Here is a 17676-nt window from a genome sequence, read left to right as displayed (position 1 = left end):
GACACGACGACGGCGGCGAGCCGCAACACCATCGCGTTGCGCCTCGCCGCCGACGTGCGCTCCGCGGTCAGCCGACGGCGGCTCGGTAGCGCTCGAGCACCTCGGGGTGCGGGTCCGCCGGGATCGCCGTCGTCGGGATCGACCATCCGGGCAGCGACCCGGTGACGACCCACGCGGCCTGACGGGCAGCGCCCGCGGCGACGTACTCACCGGGCTCGGGCACGAGGACCTCGCGGCCGAACACCTGCGCGGCGACGACCCGGACGGCCTCGTTCTGTGCGGCACCGCCGATGAGCAGGAGCCGCTCGACCGTGACCCCCGTGCGCTCCACCGCGGCGAGCCCGTCGGCGAGGGCGCAGAGCATGCCCTCGGCCGCCGCCCGGGCCAGGTGTGCCCGGTCCGTCGTCGCCGGCGTCATGCCGAGCAGCGACGCGGTGGCGTCCGGTCGGTTCGGCGTGCGCTCACCGACGAAGTACGGCACGAGGACGAGCCCGTCGGCACCCGCCGGTGCCTGCAGTGCCAACCGCCCGAGCTCGGCGTGGTCGACGCCGAGGAGGCCGCCGACCACCTCGAGCACGCGGGCCGCGTTGAGCGTCGTGACGATCGGCAGGCGGGCACCCGTGGCGTCCGCGAAGCCCGCGACCGTGCCCGTCGGGTCCTCGATCGCGGTGTCGGTCACGCCGAACACCGTGCCGCTCGTCCCGAGGGACACCGCGACGTCGCCCGCCGCCAGGCCGAGGCCGAGTGCTGCACCCGCGTTGTCGCCCGCACCCGCCGTGACGACGAGCCCGCGGGAGGCCCGCGCACCGCCCGGCAGGTCGACGTCCTGCTCGAGCGTGCCCATCGCCTCGGACGGCGCGACCACGCGCGGCACGATCACCGCGTCGCCGTCGTCACCGGTCTCGGCTCCGCGCAGCGGGCGGCCCAGGGCGAGCTCGAACAGCTCCGGGTCGTACTCGCGGCGGGCCGGGTCCCAGTAGGCCGTGCCGCTGGCGTCCGAACCGTCGGTCGCCAGGGCGTCCAGGTCCGGGCCGAGCGGGCTCTCGTCCGCCGGGCCGTAGCCGCGCAGGCGCCAGGACAGCCAGTCGTGCGGGAGCGCGACGGCGGCCACGCGGGCGACGTGCTCCGGCTCGGCGTCGCGGAGCCAGCGGAGCTTCGTGGCGGTGAACGAGGCCACCGGGACGAGACCCGTGCGGGCGACCCACGCCTCCCGGCCGAGTTCCTCGACCATGTCGGCGGCGGCGGCCGCACTGCGGACGTCGTTCCAGAGCAGGGCCGGGCGGATCACGTGGCCGTCGGCGTCGAGCACGACCATGCCGTGCTGCTGCCCGCCGATGCCGATCGCGGCGACGTCGTCGAGGCCACCGGCATCGGCGACGGCGGTGCCGAGGGCGTCCCACCACGCGGCGGGGTCGACCTCGGTGCCGTCCGGGTGGGAGGCGCGGCCGGTGCGGACGACCTCGCCGGTCGATGCGCGGCGGATCACGACCTTGCAGGACTGCGTGGACGAGTCGACCCCGGCGACGAGGAGGTCCTCATCGCCGGGGTCGGTCGCGCTGGAGGCGAGGTCAGCCACGAGCGCCCATGAGGTGCTCGAGGGCGAGCTGCTGCAGCTTGACGAAGCCGAAGCCCTTGCCGCCGAAGTACGCGTCAGCGTCGAACTCCTCGTAGGCGGAGGTGTCGGCGAGGAAGTCGTCGTACGACTCGCCCGCGTTCAGCGTCGGCTGCGCGAGCTCGGTGACCTTCGACGCCTCGAGGGCTGCCTGCACCTCGGGGTCGGCGCGGAACGCCTGGGCCCGCTCCTTGAGGAGCAGGTACATGCGCATGTTCGCGGCGGCCGAGTCCCAGACGCCGGTGATGTCCTCGGTGCGGGACGGCTTGTAGTCGAAGTGACGGGGCCCGTCGTACGCGCGGCCACCCTGCGGTGCGCCGTGCTCGAGGAGGTCGACGAGCGAGAACGCGTTCTGCAGGTCGCCGTGACCGAAGACGAGGTCCTGGTCGTACTTGATGCCGCGCTGACCGTTGAGGTCGATGTGGAAGAGCTTGCCCGAGTACAGCGCCTGCGCGATGCCGGCGGTGAAGTTCAGGCCCGCCATCTGCTCGTGGCCGACCTCGGGGTTGACGCCGAACAGCTCGGGGCGCTCGAGGGTGTCGATGAACGCGATGGCGTGGCCGAGCGTCGGGAGCAGGATGTCGCCGCGGGGCTCGTTCGGCTTCGGTTCGATCGCGAACTTGATGCCGTAGCCCTTGTCGGTGACGTACTGGGCGAGGAGGTTGACGGCCTCGCGGTAGCGCTCGAGCGCGGCCTGGACGTCCTTGGCGGCGTCGTACTCGGCGCCCTCGCGGCCACCCCACATGACGAACGTCTCGGCGCCGAGCTCGGCGGCGAGGTCGACGTTGCGGAGCACCTTGCGGAGCGCGAACCGGCGGACGTCACGGTCGTTCGAGGTGAAGCCGCCGTCCTTGAAGACCGGGGCGGAGAAGAGGTTCGTGGTCACCATCGGGACGACGAGGCCGGTCGACTCGAGCGCGCCCTTGAGGCGGTCGATCTGCGTCTGCCGCTCGGCGTCGGTCGAGCCGAACGCGAAGAGGTCGTCGTCGTGGAAGGTGAGGCCGTAGGCGCCGAGCTCGTCGAGCTTCTCGACCGCCTCGACCACGTCGAGCTGGGGGCGCGTCGGGCCGCCGAAGGGGTCCGAACCGTTGTACCCGACGGTCCAGAGACCGAAGGAGAACTTGTCGTCGCGGGTGGGCTGCACTGCCATGGGGGTCTGCCGATCGTCGTCGAGCGGATTTGTTGTCAGCCAGAACATATGCGCTGGCGCGTCCCGGCGCAACCCCCGGCCCAGCGGGAGACGCGGGTCGGGCGCGCCCCGCGCCCCGGACCGCGCGCCCTGTGTCGGCCAGGTCAGAGGTCGTAGACCCCGTCGAGCACCCCGACGCGCTCGTCGGCCGCCCAGCCGCGACGCAGGCGCGCGGTGACGTCGCGGAACGCGGCGAGCACGTCGAACCCGTCCCGGAGCATGGCCTGCAGCTGGAGCCCCTCGTAGAGGGCGAGCAGCTGGTCGGCGGCGCGGCGGGGGTCGGCCGTGACCGGCTCGCGACCGGCCGCGATGTCCTGCTCGAACAGGTGCCGCACCGTCCGGTGGAAGCCCTCGTACTGGTTCCGGTAGAACGGCGCCGCCGGGTTGGACGTGTCGGCGCCCTCGGTCAACGTGCTCACCAGCAGCCGCATCATGCGCGGGTCGGCGAGGTTCGCCGCGATGAGGCGCTCGAGGAACACGACGGCACCGTCGCCACCGGACTCGGCGAGCAGCGGCGCGATCCGACCCTCGTGCCAGCGCATCACCGTGACGGCGAGCAGGCTCTGCCAGGTCGGGAACTGCCGCTGCAGCACCTCCGGGTCGACGCCCGCGGCCTCGGCCACCGCCGCGCCGTCGGGCCGGAGGGTCTCCCCGGTGCGGATGAGCTCGATCGTGGCCGCGGCGATGTGCGAGCGGAGCCGGGCGTTCTCCAGGTGCTCGTCGGGTCCGTCCCCGAGCGCGGGCTCCGCCTGGTCGTCGGGTTCCGCCTGGTCGTCGGGCTCTGCCTGGGTGTCGGGCTGGGCCTGGTCGTCGGGCTCCGCGGAGCGGGCATCGGTGGTCATCGCAGCCTCGGTTCGTCGTGCGGGCCCCCGGGGGTGGACGGGGCTGTGCACCACCAGTCTGGCGAGGGTCCCGACCGTCCTGCCTGCCCCAGTAGGCGGGGCAGCGGCCGCCCGTGCTGCGATACTCGCTGCATGGGCGTCGGCGCGGGAGCTGGGTCCGGCTCGCGGCCGACCCTCGAGACGATCGCCCGGCGGGCATCGGTCTCGCTGGCCACCGTGTCGAAGGTCCTGAACGGTCGACCCGGCGTCTCCGGTCCGACCCGGCAGCGGGTCGAACACCTACTGGCCGCCTCCGGCTACGCCCACCGGGACCGTGCGCCCGAGCCGGGGTCCCTCGTCGAGCTCGTCGTCGAGGACCTGGCCAGCGAGTGGTCGATCGAGATCGTCCGCGGTGTCGAGCGGGTCGCGCGCGAGCACGGCTACGCGCTGTCCCTCTCCGCGCTCGGCCCGGACCACGCGGTCGGTGAGGACTGGATCACCGGTGTCCTCCACCGCCGCCCGGTCGCGGTGGTCCTGCAGTTCTCCGCGCTCACGGCGGGGCGGCGCGACCAGCTCCGTGCACGCGGCATCCCGTTCACGGTCGTCGACCCGGTCGGGGACCCGCCCGCCGACGTCCCCGTGGTGGGCGCGACGAACACCGCCGGGGGAGCCGCCGCGACACAGCACCTCCTCGACCTCGGGCACCGCAGGATCGCCGCGGTCGCCGGGCCCCTCGACATGCGCTGCGCAGTGGACCGGTTGGCCGGGCACCGCGCGGCGCTCGTCGCCGCCGGACGGGAGGCCCGCACCGGCTCCGGTGCGGCGCCGTCGGACGCCGACGGGACGGCCGGGCAGGTGGTCGTCGCCGACTTCAGCCGCGCGGACGGCGAGCGCGCGGCCCGTGTGCTCCTCGCGGCCGACCCCCGTCCGACCGCGATCGTCACGGGCAACGACCTGCAGGCCCTCGGGGTGCTCGACGCCGCACGGGCGTCCGGCCTCCGGGTGCCCGAGGACCTGTCGGTGGTCGGGTTCGACGACGTGGCGCCGGCACGGTGGGCACGGCCGGCGCTGACCACGATCCGGCAGCCGCTGCGGGAGATGGCCGAGCGCGCGACGCGGACGGCGCTCCGGCAGCACGGGGGCGGGGGCGACGAGGGCCCGGTCCGGGTCGAACTCGCCACGTCGCTCGTGGTCCGTGACTCCACGGCCGCGCCCGGACCCGTGCCGCGCCACGAGCCCCCCGTCCGTCCCGACGTGACGACGGTCGAGATCATCGGCGGACCGGAGGCCCTGCGGGTCGGACTGCACGACCCCGATCCCCGGTGGGCGGAGACGTTCCGAGCACACCGGCGACGGATCGGCGCCGCACTCGGGGCGTCCGCCGTGCAGATCGAGCACATCGGGTCGACCTCGGTGCCCGGGCTCGCCGCCAAGCCGATCGTCGACCTGGTCGTCGTCGTGCCCGACGTCACCGACGAGGCCGCGTACCTCGACCAGCTGCTGGCCACCGGCTACGAGCTCCGGGTGCGCGAACCGGGTCACCGTCTGGTGCGGACCCCGGAACGCGACGTCCACGTGCACGTCTACGAGCGCGGCGCACCTGCGGTCGACGACTACCTGCTGCTGCGCGACCGCCTCCGGTCCGACGCCGACGACCGGGCGCTGTACGAGCGGACGAAGCGGGCGCTCCTCAGCGAGCGGTGGGACGACATGAACGACTACGCGGACGCGAAGACGGACGTCATCCGGGCGGTCATGACGCGCGCGCGGGCCGCACAGACCGGACCGGCCGCCTGACCGGTCGGCGCGCTGCCGGTCGGCGCGCTGCCGGTCGGCGCGCTGCCGGGCGTCGTCCCGCGGTCACAGGTCGTGGAAGCGGCGGCCGGCGGCAGTGTCGTTCCAGGTCGTCCGGCCGTGCGCGTCCGTCCACGTGTGGAGTCCGCCGTGGCCCTGCGGGAGCCCACAGCGCCACCGGTCGAACACGCTCGTGCAGCGGGCGTCGGTCGGGAGCGGGTCGTGCATCGGCGTCCTCCAGTCGTCGGGGTCCCCTGGTGTGACGTGTCCAGCGGGCGTTCCGTCACAGATCCCGTCCGACCGATCCGCACCGGGCGGCGTCGTCCCGCTCGGTAGGGTCGGGCGCATGAGCATGGACCACGTCGACGTCGACTGGGAGCACGCCCGCGACACGAACCGCGCGAACTGGGACGACCGGGTGCCGATCCACGAGGGCGCCTACGCGCGCGACGCCTTCGCCGACCCGGCCCACCGGTCGGACGTCGTCCGCGAGGACCTGCCGGCGCTCACGCCCTGGCTCCCCGGCCGGTCCCTCGACGGCCTGGACGTCTGCCACCTGCAGTGCCACATCGGCACCGACACCGTCTCGCTCGCGCGGGAGGGAGCGCGCGTGACCGGCGTCGACTTCTCGCACCCGGCGCTCGTGTCGGCGGCGGCGCTGGCCGAGCGGTCCGGGGTCGACGTCACGTGGGTCGAGTCCGACGTCCTCGATGCCCGAGCCGCGGTGCCGGGCGACTTCGACGTCGTCTACACGAGCATCGGCACGATCTGCTGGCTGGCCGACCTGGACCGGTGGGCCGCCCAGGTGGCCGCCCTCCTGCGACCCGGCGGGGTGTTCTTCATCCGCGACGGCCACCCGGCGATGTACGCCCTGGACGAGGACGCCGACGAGCTCGTCACGCGCCACCGGTACTTCCCGGACGGGACCGCCCAGCAGTGGGAGGACGCGACCACCTACGCCGGCGACGGGACCGTGTCGCAGCCCCGCACGTACGAATGGCCGCACCCGCTGTCCGAGATCGTGAACGCCCTGCTCGGTGCCGGCCTCCGCCTCCGTCGACTCGACGAGGGCCGGACCCTGCCGTGGCGTTTCAGCTCCCGCATGGAGGAGGCCGGCGACGGGTCGTGGACGTGGCCCGAGCCGGACCGCGACCGCATCCCGACGACCTACACGATCGTCGCCACCCGCGACTGACGCTCCGTCGGGCAATGCCCCGTCGACGTCCTGTCACCCGCGCAGCGCCGCGACCGGCGTACCTCGCACCGCTCGAGCGGCTGGCCCGAGTGCAGCGGCGAGACCGGTGCCGGCCGCGCCGGCGAGCACGACGACGAGCAGCCACGCGGGCACCGTCGGCCCGACGAGCACCGCACCGTTCGTCGCTCCGAGCAGGGTGTAGGCACCGGCCCACCCGTACGCCGTCCCCAGGACGACGCCGAGCACGACGGCGATCGCGATCGTCATGGCGGTCTCGACGAGGACGAGCGACCGGATCTGCCGGGTCGTCGCGCCGACCACCCGGAGGAGCCCGAGCTCCCGGCTGCGCTGCGCGATCGTCAGCGCCGTCACGGCCACAACCCCGGCGGCCGCGATGATCCCCGCGGCGCCGACGAGTCCCGCGAACATGACCGCCAGCTGGTCGAACTGGGTCTGGATGTCGCGGTAGTAGACCGGGTCGGCGGCGGCCTGACGCTGCAGCATGGTGGCGTAGGTGGCGAACCCGACCGAGAAGGTCGACATGAGGGTCACCGCGATGACGAGGCCGACGGTCGCGCGGGCCGTGCGTCTCGGGGCCCGGAGCGAGTTCCGCGCGGCCATCGACGCGATGACGCTGTGTGCGGTCGCCGACACGGCGAGGCGGAGGACGGCCGGCAGGAGCACCGGGGACGCGATGACGACCCCGGTGAACGACACGGCCCCGCTCGTCACCGCGAGCAGCAGCGCGCCGACGGTCGTGGCACCGAGCACGAACGCCACGCCGATGCCCGCGGCGCCGGCCAGGAAGAACACGACCGCCACGACACTCCGGGTCCTGGTGGGCGCCTCGCCGGGCAGGGGTTCGACGGCGGCGTCGAGCGCCCGCAGCGGCGGGATCGTGAGGACGTCGCGGGAGCCGATGCGGAAGGCGATGGTCGTGATGGCGGCGACGAGCGCGGCGATCGGCCCCGACGCCGGCGGCAGCAACCACCCGAGCGGCGGGAGCACCGACGTCGCCGCCGCGAGGGCGAGCACGCCGTTGGCGACGACCGTGCCCGCGACGACCCCGACGAGGGCGCCGAGGACGCCGCAGGTGAGGCCGACGCCCGTGACCTGCCGCCGGAGCTGGACGCCGGTGGCGCCGAGGACACGCTGCAGGGCCAGGGAGCGGGTCTGACCGGCGATCACCGTCGCGCAGGTGTTCGACGCGACGACGGCGCTGACGTACAGCGCGATCGCGATGAACACCCATGCCACGACCGGCAGGATCGCCGCGACCGTCGCGCTCTCGCCGGTGCGCCGTCCGAGTTCGACGATCCGTTGCGCCGCCTCGGAACCGGTCACCACGAGGGCTCCGAGTCCGGCGGACAGGGCGGCGACCGCCACCGTCGAGCGACTCTCGACGCGGACGCGGATCCAGCTGGGAGGCCGACGACGAGCCGGTCGGCCGCGATGACGGGACATGGTCAGGACGCGCCGTCGCCCGTGTTCGGCGTCCAGGCGACCCAGCGGTGCCCCGTCGCCGCCAGGGACCAGTCCCCGCACCGGACGACGGTGTCCGCGGCGTACACGTCCGGGGCCCCGGGGACGGTCATGACCGGTGCCGACTTCCTCGGCACGGTGTCGCAGCCGTCCGTGGCGACGCCGGCCGGACTGGTGAACACGATCGTCTTCGGCGCCGCCGACGCGTCCTCCGCGCCCGTCCCGGTGACCGAGGTGATGTCCGTCGCGTCCGACGGCATCCACTCCGGCGCGGACGTCAGGTCCGCGCGGGTCTCCGCGTGACCGGTGACCTCGTCGTGCAGCGTGTCGCTCAGGGCGGAACACCCGGTCAGGGACACCACGCAGAGGGCGAGCGCGGCGATCGTGAGGGGCTTGGTGGGGATGGAGGTGTGGGACACGGTGTGCCTTTCGTCGTCGTACCGATCCCACCGGACCGGGCGGGTCGTCGGGATCGGTGCAGCGGAGGACCGGTGTGCTCCTCGGGGATGACATCCGTGACCACGCGCCTGCCGTGACCCGGGCACGAAAGTTTTCCGATCCTCCCGTCCGGCTTGTCCCGGCCACCCGCCGGTCCCTACCGTCGACGGCGGACGCACGATGCGAGGGAGCATGCGATGACGGAGGACCGGTTGCGGGTCGCGATGGTCGGCCACGGCTTCATGGGGGCCGCGCACTCGCAGGCGTGGCGGGTGGCGCCGCGGTTCTTCCCGCTCGACCGCGAGCCCGAGATGAGCGTCGTCGTCGGTCGCGCCCCGGACCGCACCGAGGCAGCCCGCGCCCGCTTCGGATGGCAGCGCGCCGAGACCGATTGGCGTCGCGTGGTCGAGGACCCGGACATCGACGTCGTCGACGTCTGCTCGCCCGGGTCGTCGCACGTCGAGGTCGCGATCGCGGCGCTCGAGGCCGGCAAGCACGTCCTGTGCGAGAAGCCGCTCGCCAACACCGTCGCCGAGGCGGAGGCCATGGTCGCCGCCGCCTCGTCCGCCGCGGACCGCGGGGTCCGCTCGATGGTCGGTTTCAGCTACCGACGTGTCCCCGCTCTCGCGTTCGCCCGCCGGCTCGTGCAGGCCGGGCGGATCGGCGAGGTCCGCCAGGCCCGCGCGCTGTACCTGCAGGACTGGCTCACCGACGCGGACGGTCCGATGACGTGGCGGCTGGACGCCGCGCTCGCCGGGTCCGGCTCGCTCGGCGACATCGGCGCGCACGCCGTGGACCTGGTCGAACACGTCACCGGCGCCACGCTCGGCTCGGTGAGCGGCACGCTCGAGACCTTCGTGCACGAGCGGCCGCTCCTGGCCGACGGCGTCGGCCTCTCCGGCACCGCCTCGGACGAGCGCGGGCAGGTCACGGTCGACGACGCCGCGTGGTTCCTCGGGCGCCTGACGGGAGGCGCGGCGCGGCCGGGCGGGACCGTCGCCTCGTTCGAGGCCACCCGGTACGCGACCGGGAGGAAGAACGGCTTGACGATCGAGATCAGCGGGTCGGAGGGCGCGATCGTGTTCGACCTCGAGGCGATGAACGAGCTCCGCGTGTACGACGCGACCGCACCCGCCGGTGAGCAGGGCTTCCGGCGGGTGCTCGTCACCGAGCCCGAGCACCCGTACATGGCGAACTGGTGGCCGACCGGGCACACGATCGGGTACGAGCACACCTTCGTGCACGAGGTCGTCGACTTCGTCACCGCGATCACCACCGGGCAGCAGCCCGAACCGTCCTTCGCCGTCGGGCTCCACGTGCAGGACGTCCTCGACGCCGTGCAGCGGAGCGCCGCCGACGGCAGCGCGTGGACCCCTGTCACCGGTCGATGACCGGCCCCACCCGATGACCGACCACTCCCTCGATCCGCAAGGAGCACCTCCCGTGCAACGTCAGGCACTCGTCGTCCGCGGTGGTTGGGACGGGCACATGCCCGTCGAGACCACCGAGCTGTTCATCCCGTTCCTCCGCGACAACGGCTTCGACGTCCGCGTCGAGGAGGGCACCGCTGTCTACGCCGACCAGGCGGTGATGGACACGGTCGACCTCGTCGTGCAGGTGAACACGATGTCGACGATCGCGAAGGAGGAGTTCGACGGCCTGCAGCGCGCGGTCCTCGCCGGGACCGGGATGGCCGGGTGGCACGGCGGCATCGCGGACTCGTACCGGGACAACGCGGACTACCTGCACATGATCGGCGGCCAGTTCGCCCACCACGCGGGCAAGCACCCGTCCGAGCGCGTCGGCGAGCAGTCCGACAACTACATCCCGTACACGGTGCACATGACCGACCTCGGCCGGGAGCACCCGATCACACGGGGGATCGACGACTTCGATCTGGTCAGCGAGCAGTACTGGGTGCTCAGTGACGAGTACGACGACGTGCTCGCCACCACCACGCAGGAGGCCCGGAGCTGGGACGCCTGGAACCGCCCGGTGACCTCGCCGGCGATCTGGACGCGGCAGTGGGGGAAGGGGCGGGTCTTCGTGTCGGCACCCGGGCACCGCATCGAGATCGTCGAGTCGCAACCCGTCCGCACGATCATCGAGCGCGGTCTGCTGTGGGCCGCCCGATGAGTGCCGCACCCCTCCGCGTCGGCATGGTCGGCGTCGGGAACATCAGTCGGCAGTACCTCGAGCAGTTCCCGTCGCTGCCCGACCTCCGGCTCACCGCGGTCGCCGACCTCGACACCGCCCGGGCAGCGACGGTCGCCGAGGAACAGGGCGTGCAGGCGCTCGGGGTCGACGAGCTCCTGGCGTCCGACGACGTCGACGTCGTCCTCAACCTGACGATCCCGGCCGCGCACGCCGACGTGGCGCTCCGGGCGCTCGCCGCGGGCAAGCACGTCTACGGGGAGAAGCCCCTCGCGCTGCACACCGCCGAGGCCGCTCCCGTCCTGGCCGCTGCGGACGCCGCGGGTCTCCGGGTCGGCAGCGCCCCGGACACCGTCCTCGGCACCGGCGTCCAGACCGCCCGTGCGGCGCTCGACGAGGGACGCATCGGCACGCCGGTCGGAGCGGCGGTGTCGTGGAGTGCGCCCGGCCACGAGCTCTGGCACCCGGCCCCCGGCTTCTACTACCAGCCGGGCGGGGGACCGCTGCTCGACATGGGCCCGTACTACCTGACGAGCCTCGTCACGTTCTTCGGCCCCGTGGTGCGCGTCAGCGGCAGCACGACCCGGTCGACCCGGCAGCGCACGGTCGCCACCGGCCCGGACGCCGGCCGGGTCCTGCCGGTCGACGTCGACACCCACGTCGTCGCGGTCCTCGAGCACGAGGGCGGGGTCGTCTCCACCATGACGGTGTCGTTCGAGGTCTGGGCGACCGAGGCGCCGCTGTTCGAGGTGCACGGCACCGCCGGATCGCTGTCGGTCGCCGACCCGAACCGGTTCTCGGACCCGACCCGGATCGCCACGGCCGAGGACCGGACGTTCCGGGAGCTGCCGGAACTCGCCGGCCACCGGGACGCCGGACGTGGTGTGGGGCTCGCGGACATGGCGCGGGCGATCGCCTCGGGGGAGCAGCACCGGGCTTCCGGTGCGCTGGCGTTCCACGTGCTCGACGTCATGGAGTCCATCGCGACCGCGGGGCGGACGCACGCGGTCGTCGCCGTCGCGAGCCGTGCCTCCCGGCCGGCGGCGGTGCCGCTCTCCTGACCGCGGGCACGCACGCGCGCACCGGCGCGTCCGTCGGTCCGGGATCCTGCTCGACCTCCAGGTCGCAGCGGCGTCGACCGTGCGCTCCACCGTCCCGCGGGAGGACGGGCGTCAACCGCAGACCGCGCCGGTGACCGGGCAGCGGTTGCCGTCGAGCTCGTCGCTGTACTCGTCGCCGTCGCCGAGCAGGACGTGCCGGTACGCCTGGTCCCCGATCGGCTCCGCTGACCGGACGGCGTCCTCCAGCACGCTGACGTCCACCTCGACCCGCGCGCTGACCGCGACGAGGGTGTCCCCGACCACCGCCGAGACCTCCTGCCCGTGGGCACTCGTCCGACGGCCGAACCCGGCCTCGACCGTGCACGAGGACTCGACCTCGGACCCGCCGTCGCTGCCGACCCCCTCGACGGGACGACCGCAGACGGGCGTGTCCGCCGCCATCGTGACGACGGTGAGGTCGTCACCGCTCGTCTGTCCGGGTGCGTGCCCCTTCGACGCCGGCGACGTGAACACCTGCAGGAACCCGGGGAGGCGCTTCTCGATGTTCGCCTCATAGACCGACCCGTAGCCGGCAGGGGCGACGGTGACGGGCCGGAAGTCGGCGCCGATCGCGGCCTGCGCACGCGCAAGGGCCTCCTGGTCGCGTTCGACACCGAGCTGGTGGGCCTGTACGCCGAGCACGACGGCGAGCACGACGACCACGATCGTCCCCGCCGCCGACGCCACGAGGCCGACGACACGGGTGCGACCGGGGTGGACGAGGAGCGCGGGGACGGTCGCGAGCACGGCGCCGACGAGGTACAGGAGGGGGGACGGTGTCACGTCGAGCTCGGCGGCCCCGCTCCCGGTGGCACGCCCGACCGCGCCGAGGACACCGGGCAGGACGTCGACGACGAGCACCGCGGGCACCACGACGAGCGCGGGCAGGCCCAGCCAGGCCGCCCTGGTCCTGCCGGTCCCGACGACGGCCACCACGGCGAGGGCGACCCCGGTGGCGGCTGCCGCACCCAGCAGCGCCACGAGGCCGGCGACCCCGGTGAGGAGGACCAGGACGCCACCGACGTGCGCGGCGTGCGCCGCTCCGATCCCGACGACCGCCGCCAGCAGGGCATGCAGCCACGGTCGCGCCGATCTCCCGCGGCGCCACCACGTGCCCGCGTGGGTGGACCCGTCCGTCATGTCCCGAGCATGGCAGAGCGGACGGCGATCAGGAACGGCTCAGCGCGCCGCATCCGCCGCGGCGTCCGCCTGCACCGCGAACTGGGTCCGGTGCAGCTCCTCGTACCGCCCACGCGCGGCCAGCAGTTCCTCGTGCGTCCCGCGCTCCACGATGGAGCCGTCCTCGACGACGAGGATCAGGTCCGCGCTGCGGATGGTGGAGAGCCGGTGCGCGATCACCATCGCCGTCCGTCCCTCCAGCGCCTCGCTCAGCGCCGCCTGCACGGCGGCCTCCGAGGTCGAGTCGAGCGCCGCCGTCGCCTCGTCGAGGATCACGACGCGCGGTCGGGCGAGCAGGAGCCTGGCGATGGTCATCCGCTGTCGCTCACCCCCGGACAGCCGGTAGCCACGCTCGCCCACCATCGTGTCCAGCTGGTCCGGCAGGGACCGGATGAGCGGCTCGAGCCGCGCTCGGCGGACGGCGTCCCACACCTCGTCGTCGGACGCCTCCGGCCGCGCCAGGCGGAGGTTGGCGCCGATGGTCTCGTGGAAGAGGTGGCCGTCCTGGGTCACCATGCCCAGGGTGTGCCGCATGGAGGCGAACGTGACGTCGCGGACGTCGGTCCCGCCCAGCCGGACGGCGCCGCTGTCGACGTCGTACAGGCGCGCGAGGAGCTGCGCGATCGTGGACTTGCCGGCACCGGAGGTCCCGACGAGGGCGACGGTCTGTCCGGGCTCGATCCGGAAGGACACGCCGTGCAGCACCTCCTCGCCGCCGCGGGTGTCCAGCGTGGAGACCTCCTCGAGGGAGGCGAGGGACACCTTGTCCGCGGACGGGTAGGCGAAGTGGACGTCGTCGAACTCCACGGCCACGGGACCGTCGGGGACGGTGACCGCGTCGGGCTGCTCGCGGATGAGCGGTTCGAGGTCCAGGACCTCGAAGACCCGCTCGAAGCTCACCACTGCGCTCATGATCTCGACCCGAGCGTTCGCGAGGCTGGTCAGCGGCACGTACAGACGGGTGAGGAGGAGCGCCAGGGTGACCACCGCGCCGGTGTCGAGCTGGCCGGCGAGCGCCAGGAAGCCACCGAGCCCGTACACGAGGGCGAGGGCGAGGGCGGACACGAGCGTCAGCGCGGTGACGAAGACGAACTGCAGCATCGCGGTCCGGACCCCGATGTCGCGGACCCGGGCGGCGCGCACGCGGAACTCCTCGGACTCCTCGTCGGGGCGGCCGAACAGCTTGACGAGCGTGGCGCCGGGTGCCGAGAACCGCTCGGTCATCTGCGTGCTCATCGCGGAGTTGTGGTCGGCGGCCTCCCGGCGCAACGCGGCCAGGCGGCTGCCCATGCGGCGCGCGGGGATCAGGAAGACCGGGAGCATGACCACCGCGAGCACCGTCACGAGCCAGGACGTGCTGAGCATGACGGACAGGGTGAGGACCAGTGCCACGAGGTTCGTGACCACGCCGGAGAGCGTGCCGCTGAAGGCCTGCTGCGCGCCGATGACGTCGTTGTTGAGGCGGCTGACGAGGGCGCCGGTGCGGGTGCGCGTGAAGAACGCGATCGGCATCTTCTGCACGTGGTCGAAGACGGCGGTCCTCAGGTCCAGGATCACGCCTTCGCCGATCCGCGCCGAGTACCAGCGCGTCACGAGCGACACGACGGCGTCGCCCACCGCCACGAGCGCGATGACGACGGCGAGCCAGACGATCGTGGCGACCGCGCCCCGGGCGACGATGACGTCGACCACCCGGCCGGCGAGCACCGGCGTCGCCACGGCGAGCACGGCCCCCACGACGGAGAGGGCGATGAAGACGACGAGCTTGGCCCGGTAGGGCACGGCGAACGTCAGGATCCGCCGCACCGACTCACGCGAGAAGCCGTGTTCGCCGTTCTTGGCGGTCGAGATCTTGTACAGCGAGCTCCAGGCCGCGCTCTCCATGCTCATGGCAGTTCCTTCCGTGGCAACGGGCCCGACCGACGGGTCGGGGTCGCCCGAGCTCGGGGGCCTCCCCAGCGGCGGCGAGCAGGCAGTCAGGATACGGCGCGGCCGGTGCGAACACGCGGCCACGAGTCATCGGTGGCTCGTGGCGCGCTCCATCCGGGGGCCGCACCGACGAATGGGTTGCGCGAAGCGCTTCGACGCTGTTAGCGTCGCCGTCGCGAGCTCGTCGAAGCGCTTCACAAGCCCTCCGACGGCCGACTGCGAACGACGACGACCGGCACGAGGAGGTGCGCACATGGTGACGATCCACGAGGTGGCGAAGGCCGCAGGCGTGTCGATCTCGACCGTCTCCTACGCCCTCTCCGGCAAGCGCGCGATCTCCGCCACGACCCGGGCCCGCATCGACCAGGCCGTCGCCGAGCTCGACTACCGTCCGAACGCCGGCGCTCGGATGCTCGCCGGGGCCCGCACGAACATCCTCGCCCTGTCCGCCCCGATCCGGGAGGACGCGCACCTGCCGACGCACATGCGCTTCGTCACCGCGGTGGTCGAGGCCGCCCGGGCGCACGACGACGACGTGCTCCTGCTCGCCCGCGACGACGAGGTCACCGGCATCCGCCGCGTGGTGGACAGCTCACTCGTCGACGGGGTCGTCGTGCTCGGGGTGTCCACGGACGACGAGCGCGCCGAGGTCGTGCGCCGGTCGGGAGCCGCGGCGGCGTTCGTCGGTGTCCCGGGCGACACCACCGGGCTCACCTGCATCGACCTGGACTTCGCCGAGGCCGGGCGGGCATCCGTCCGGGAACTCGCCGCCGCCGGGCACCGCAGCATCGGGGTCATCGGCCACCCCGCGACGTACGTCGAGCGGCACACGGGCTTCATCCGCCGCTTCGCCGACGCCTTCGAGGACGAGTGCCGGACGGCCGGCGTCGCCACGCTCGCGATGTACCCGTCGCTCGACCGCGCCGACCAGCGTCGGGCCGCGGACGAGCTCCTCGCCGGCCTGCCCGACATGACCGCGCTCGTGTTCCACTGCAACGAGCCCGTCGTCGAGGCCGTCCTCGCCCACCTCGTGTCCCGGGGTGTCCGCGTCCCGGAGGACGTGTCCGTGCTCGCCGCGTGCGCGAGCTACGACACCGACGTGCTCGAGGTCCCCCTGTCCACCATCCCCCTCCCGCTCGAGGAGATGTGTCGCGGCGCCGTGGAGGGCGCCGTCCGTCAGGTCGACGGTGTCCGTGAACCGGGCGTCACGCTCCTCCGACCGCGGTTCATCGACCGCGGGTCCATCCGACCGGTGCACTGACCGGCACCGCTCAGCGGCGCTCTCGACGGTCCGTCGTCGAAGCGCTTCGACAACCGAACCAGCCCCATCCCCCTACAAGGAAGTAGCGACATGAAGAAGTCACGCCTGCTCGGCGCACTCGCCGGGCTCGCCGCGACCGCCGTCGTCCTCACCGGCTGTTCCGCCGGCGGGAGCGCCGACGACCGCAGCAACGAGGACGGCAAGACCCTGGAGCTCTGGCACTTCGAGTCCGAGGACTCCGCCATGGGCAAGGCCTGGAAGGAGTCGATCAAGGTCTTCGAGAAGGAGACCGGCGCGAAGGTCGAGTTCCAGGAGAAGAGCTTCGAGCAGATCCGGAAGACGGCCAGCCAGTCGCTCAACTCCGACCAGGCCCCGGACCTGATCGAGTACAACAAGGGGAACGCCACGGCTGGCCTGCTCGCCAGCCAGGGCCTGCTCAGCCCGCTCGACGACGCCGTGGAGAAGTACGGCTGGGACGACAAGCTCGCCAAGTCGCTGCAGACCACGGCCCGGTACGACGAGAAGGGCGTGATGGGCTCCGGCTCCTGGTACGGCGTGCCCGACTACGGCGAGTACGTCGAGTTCTACTACAACAAGGAGCTCTTCGAGGAGTACGGCGTCGAGGTCCCGAAGACCGAGGCCGACCTCGAGAAGGCCATGGCGACGTTCGAGTCGAAGGGCATCACGCCCCTCGCCGAGTCGGCCGCGGAGTACCCGCTCGGCCAGCTCTGGTACCAGCTCGCACTGACCAAGGCCGACCGTGACTGGGTCGACGACTACCAGCTGTACAAGAACCCGGTCGACTTCTCGGACGAGCAGATCAGCTACGCCACGAAGACGATCCAGGACTGGACCGACAAGGGCTACATCTCCGCCGACGCCACCGGCATGAAGGCCGAGGACGCGGGCACCGCCTTCATCAGCGGCAAGTACCCGATGTTCTTCTCCGGCTCGTGGTGGTACGGCCGGTTCGGCACCGAGATGCAGCAGGACTGGGGCACGTTCCTCTACCCGGGTGCCGAGATGTCGCCCGGCTCGTCGGGCAACCTCTGGGTCGTCCCGACCAAGGCGAAGAACAAGACCCTCGCCGAGGAGTTCATCGACATCACGCTCCGTCCCGAGATGCAGGCGATCATCGGCAACAACGGTGGCGTCCCGGTCGCGGCGACCGAATCCGACATCACGGACGAGAAGAGCAAGGAACTCATCGCCAACTTCAACACGCTCACCGAGCGTGACGGCCTGGCGTTCTACCCCGACTGGCCCACCTCGACCTTCTACGACCAGCTCAACGCCGGTCTGCAGAGCGTCCTGAACGGCAGCAGCTCGCCGAAGCAGGTCAACGAGGAACTCGGCCAGCAGTACGCCGACGGCGTGAAGGCCGTCACCGGCTGACGCCCTCCAGTCAACCGCTCCGCCGCTGACGCGGCCACCCGCCGGGAGGCGCGGTGCAGGTCCGACCCGCACCGCGCCTCCCGGCCCCCTCACCCCCGCACGACCCAGTCGGCGGGCCGCTTGACCC

Annotated in this window: 15 protein-coding genes; 7 read left to right on the top strand and 8 right to left on the bottom strand. The window is 73.0% G+C overall.

Translation table 11 applies throughout. The features are described from left to right. Nucleotides 1-67: 67 nt before the first annotated feature. The 3 genes from xylB to DEI91_RS00055 all read right to left on the bottom strand — a co-directional run bounded on the left by xylB (nucleotide 68) and on the right by DEI91_RS00055 (nucleotide 3643). The gene (xylB, locus tag DEI91_RS00065) at nucleotides 68-1576 is read right to left on the bottom strand and encodes a xylulokinase (protein ID WP_111050379.1); all 1509 of its coding nucleotides are present in this window, start codon (nucleotides 1574-1576) and stop codon (nucleotides 68-70) included. Further along, nucleotides 1569-2762 (bottom strand): xylose isomerase, encoded by a 1194-nt coding sequence (xylA, locus tag DEI91_RS00060; protein WP_111050377.1) that lies wholly within the window; start codon nucleotides 2760-2762, stop codon nucleotides 1569-1571. Before xylA ends, xylB begins: the two co-directional genes overlap by 8 nt. 143 nt (nucleotides 2763-2905) lie before the next feature. Continuing rightward, nucleotides 2906-3643, bottom strand: a complete 738-nt coding sequence (locus DEI91_RS00055; protein WP_111050375.1) for a TetR family transcriptional regulator C-terminal domain-containing protein — start codon at nucleotides 3641-3643, stop codon at nucleotides 2906-2908. A gap of 132 nt (nucleotides 3644-3775) precedes the next feature. Between DEI91_RS00055 and DEI91_RS16790 the strand changes: the two genes are divergently transcribed. After that, complete coding sequence (locus tag DEI91_RS16790; RefSeq protein ID WP_111050373.1) at nucleotides 3776-5419, top strand: GrpB family protein; 1644 nt, start codon at nucleotides 3776-3778, stop codon at nucleotides 5417-5419. Nucleotides 5420-5482: 63 nt separating this feature from the next. Here the strand turns inward: DEI91_RS16790 and DEI91_RS16070 are convergent, their stop codons facing one another. After that, the gene (locus tag DEI91_RS16070; RefSeq protein WP_181439390.1) at nucleotides 5483-5644 is read right to left on the bottom strand and encodes a hypothetical protein; all 162 of its coding nucleotides are present in this window, start codon (nucleotides 5642-5644) and stop codon (nucleotides 5483-5485) included. Between the two features lie 118 nt (nucleotides 5645-5762). Here DEI91_RS16070 and DEI91_RS00045 point away from each other — a divergent pair, with 118 nt between their 5' ends. After that, entirely contained in the window at nucleotides 5763-6611 is an 849-nt protein-coding gene (locus tag DEI91_RS00045) for a bifunctional 2-polyprenyl-6-hydroxyphenol methylase/3-demethylubiquinol 3-O-methyltransferase UbiG (protein ID WP_111050371.1), read from the top strand. A gap of 33 nt (nucleotides 6612-6644) precedes the next feature. Here DEI91_RS00045 and DEI91_RS00040 read toward each other — a convergent pair whose 3' ends face one another. Then, the gene (locus tag DEI91_RS00040; RefSeq protein WP_181439389.1) at nucleotides 6645-7997 is read right to left on the bottom strand and encodes an ABC transporter permease; all 1353 of its coding nucleotides are present in this window, start codon (nucleotides 7995-7997) and stop codon (nucleotides 6645-6647) included. A gap of 80 nt (nucleotides 7998-8077) precedes the next feature. Continuing rightward, the gene (locus DEI91_RS16065; protein WP_181439388.1) at nucleotides 8078-8512 is read right to left on the bottom strand and encodes a hypothetical protein; all 435 of its coding nucleotides are present in this window, start codon (nucleotides 8510-8512) and stop codon (nucleotides 8078-8080) included. Nucleotides 8513-8728: 216 nt separating this feature from the next. On the opposite strand from DEI91_RS16065, the gene DEI91_RS00035 reads away from it, so the two are divergent. From DEI91_RS00035 to DEI91_RS00025, 3 genes are all read left to right on the top strand, one after another. Then, nucleotides 8729-9922, top strand: a complete 1194-nt coding sequence (locus DEI91_RS00035; protein ID WP_111050367.1) for a Gfo/Idh/MocA family protein — start codon at nucleotides 8729-8731, stop codon at nucleotides 9920-9922. A gap of 97 nt (nucleotides 9923-10019) precedes the next feature. Continuing rightward, nucleotides 10020-10667, top strand: a complete 648-nt coding sequence (locus DEI91_RS00030) for a ThuA domain-containing protein (protein ID WP_258374265.1) — start codon at nucleotides 10020-10022, stop codon at nucleotides 10665-10667. Next, nucleotides 10664-11746 carry a Gfo/Idh/MocA family protein gene (locus DEI91_RS00025; protein WP_111050839.1) on the top strand — a complete coding sequence of 361 codons (1083 nt, stop codon included), beginning with the start codon at nucleotides 10664-10666 and terminating at the stop codon, nucleotides 11744-11746. The genes DEI91_RS00030 and DEI91_RS00025 overlap by 4 nt, the downstream gene beginning before the upstream one ends. A gap of 111 nt (nucleotides 11747-11857) precedes the next feature. Here the strand turns inward: DEI91_RS00025 and DEI91_RS00020 are convergent, their stop codons facing one another. Further along, nucleotides 11858-12925 carry a hypothetical protein gene (locus DEI91_RS00020; protein WP_111050363.1) on the bottom strand — a complete coding sequence of 356 codons (1068 nt, stop codon included), beginning with the start codon at nucleotides 12923-12925 and terminating at the stop codon, nucleotides 11858-11860. 39 nt (nucleotides 12926-12964) lie between these two features. After that, nucleotides 12965-14854: an ABC transporter ATP-binding protein gene (locus DEI91_RS00015; RefSeq protein ID WP_111050362.1), complete on the bottom strand. Its 1890-nt coding sequence runs from the start codon at nucleotides 14852-14854 to the stop codon at nucleotides 12965-12967. Between the two features lie 292 nt (nucleotides 14855-15146). Here DEI91_RS00015 and DEI91_RS00010 point away from each other — a divergent pair, with 292 nt between their 5' ends. Next, nucleotides 15147-16154, top strand: coding sequence for a LacI family DNA-binding transcriptional regulator (locus DEI91_RS00010; RefSeq protein ID WP_181439387.1), 1008 nt, complete (start codon nucleotides 15147-15149; stop codon nucleotides 16152-16154). 90 nt (nucleotides 16155-16244) lie between these two features. Next, a complete protein-coding gene (locus DEI91_RS00005; protein WP_111050360.1) occupies nucleotides 16245-17549 on the top strand; it encodes an extracellular solute-binding protein in 1305 nt (434 codons plus the stop codon). Nucleotides 17550-17676: the final 127 nt, after the last annotated feature.

Origin of the sequence: Curtobacterium sp. MCBD17_032 (genome assembly GCF_003234855.1) — a bacterium.
Classification (GTDB): domain Bacteria; phylum Actinomycetota; class Actinomycetes; order Actinomycetales; family Microbacteriaceae; genus Curtobacterium.
This window is presented reverse-complemented; position numbering and strand designations above follow the sequence as displayed.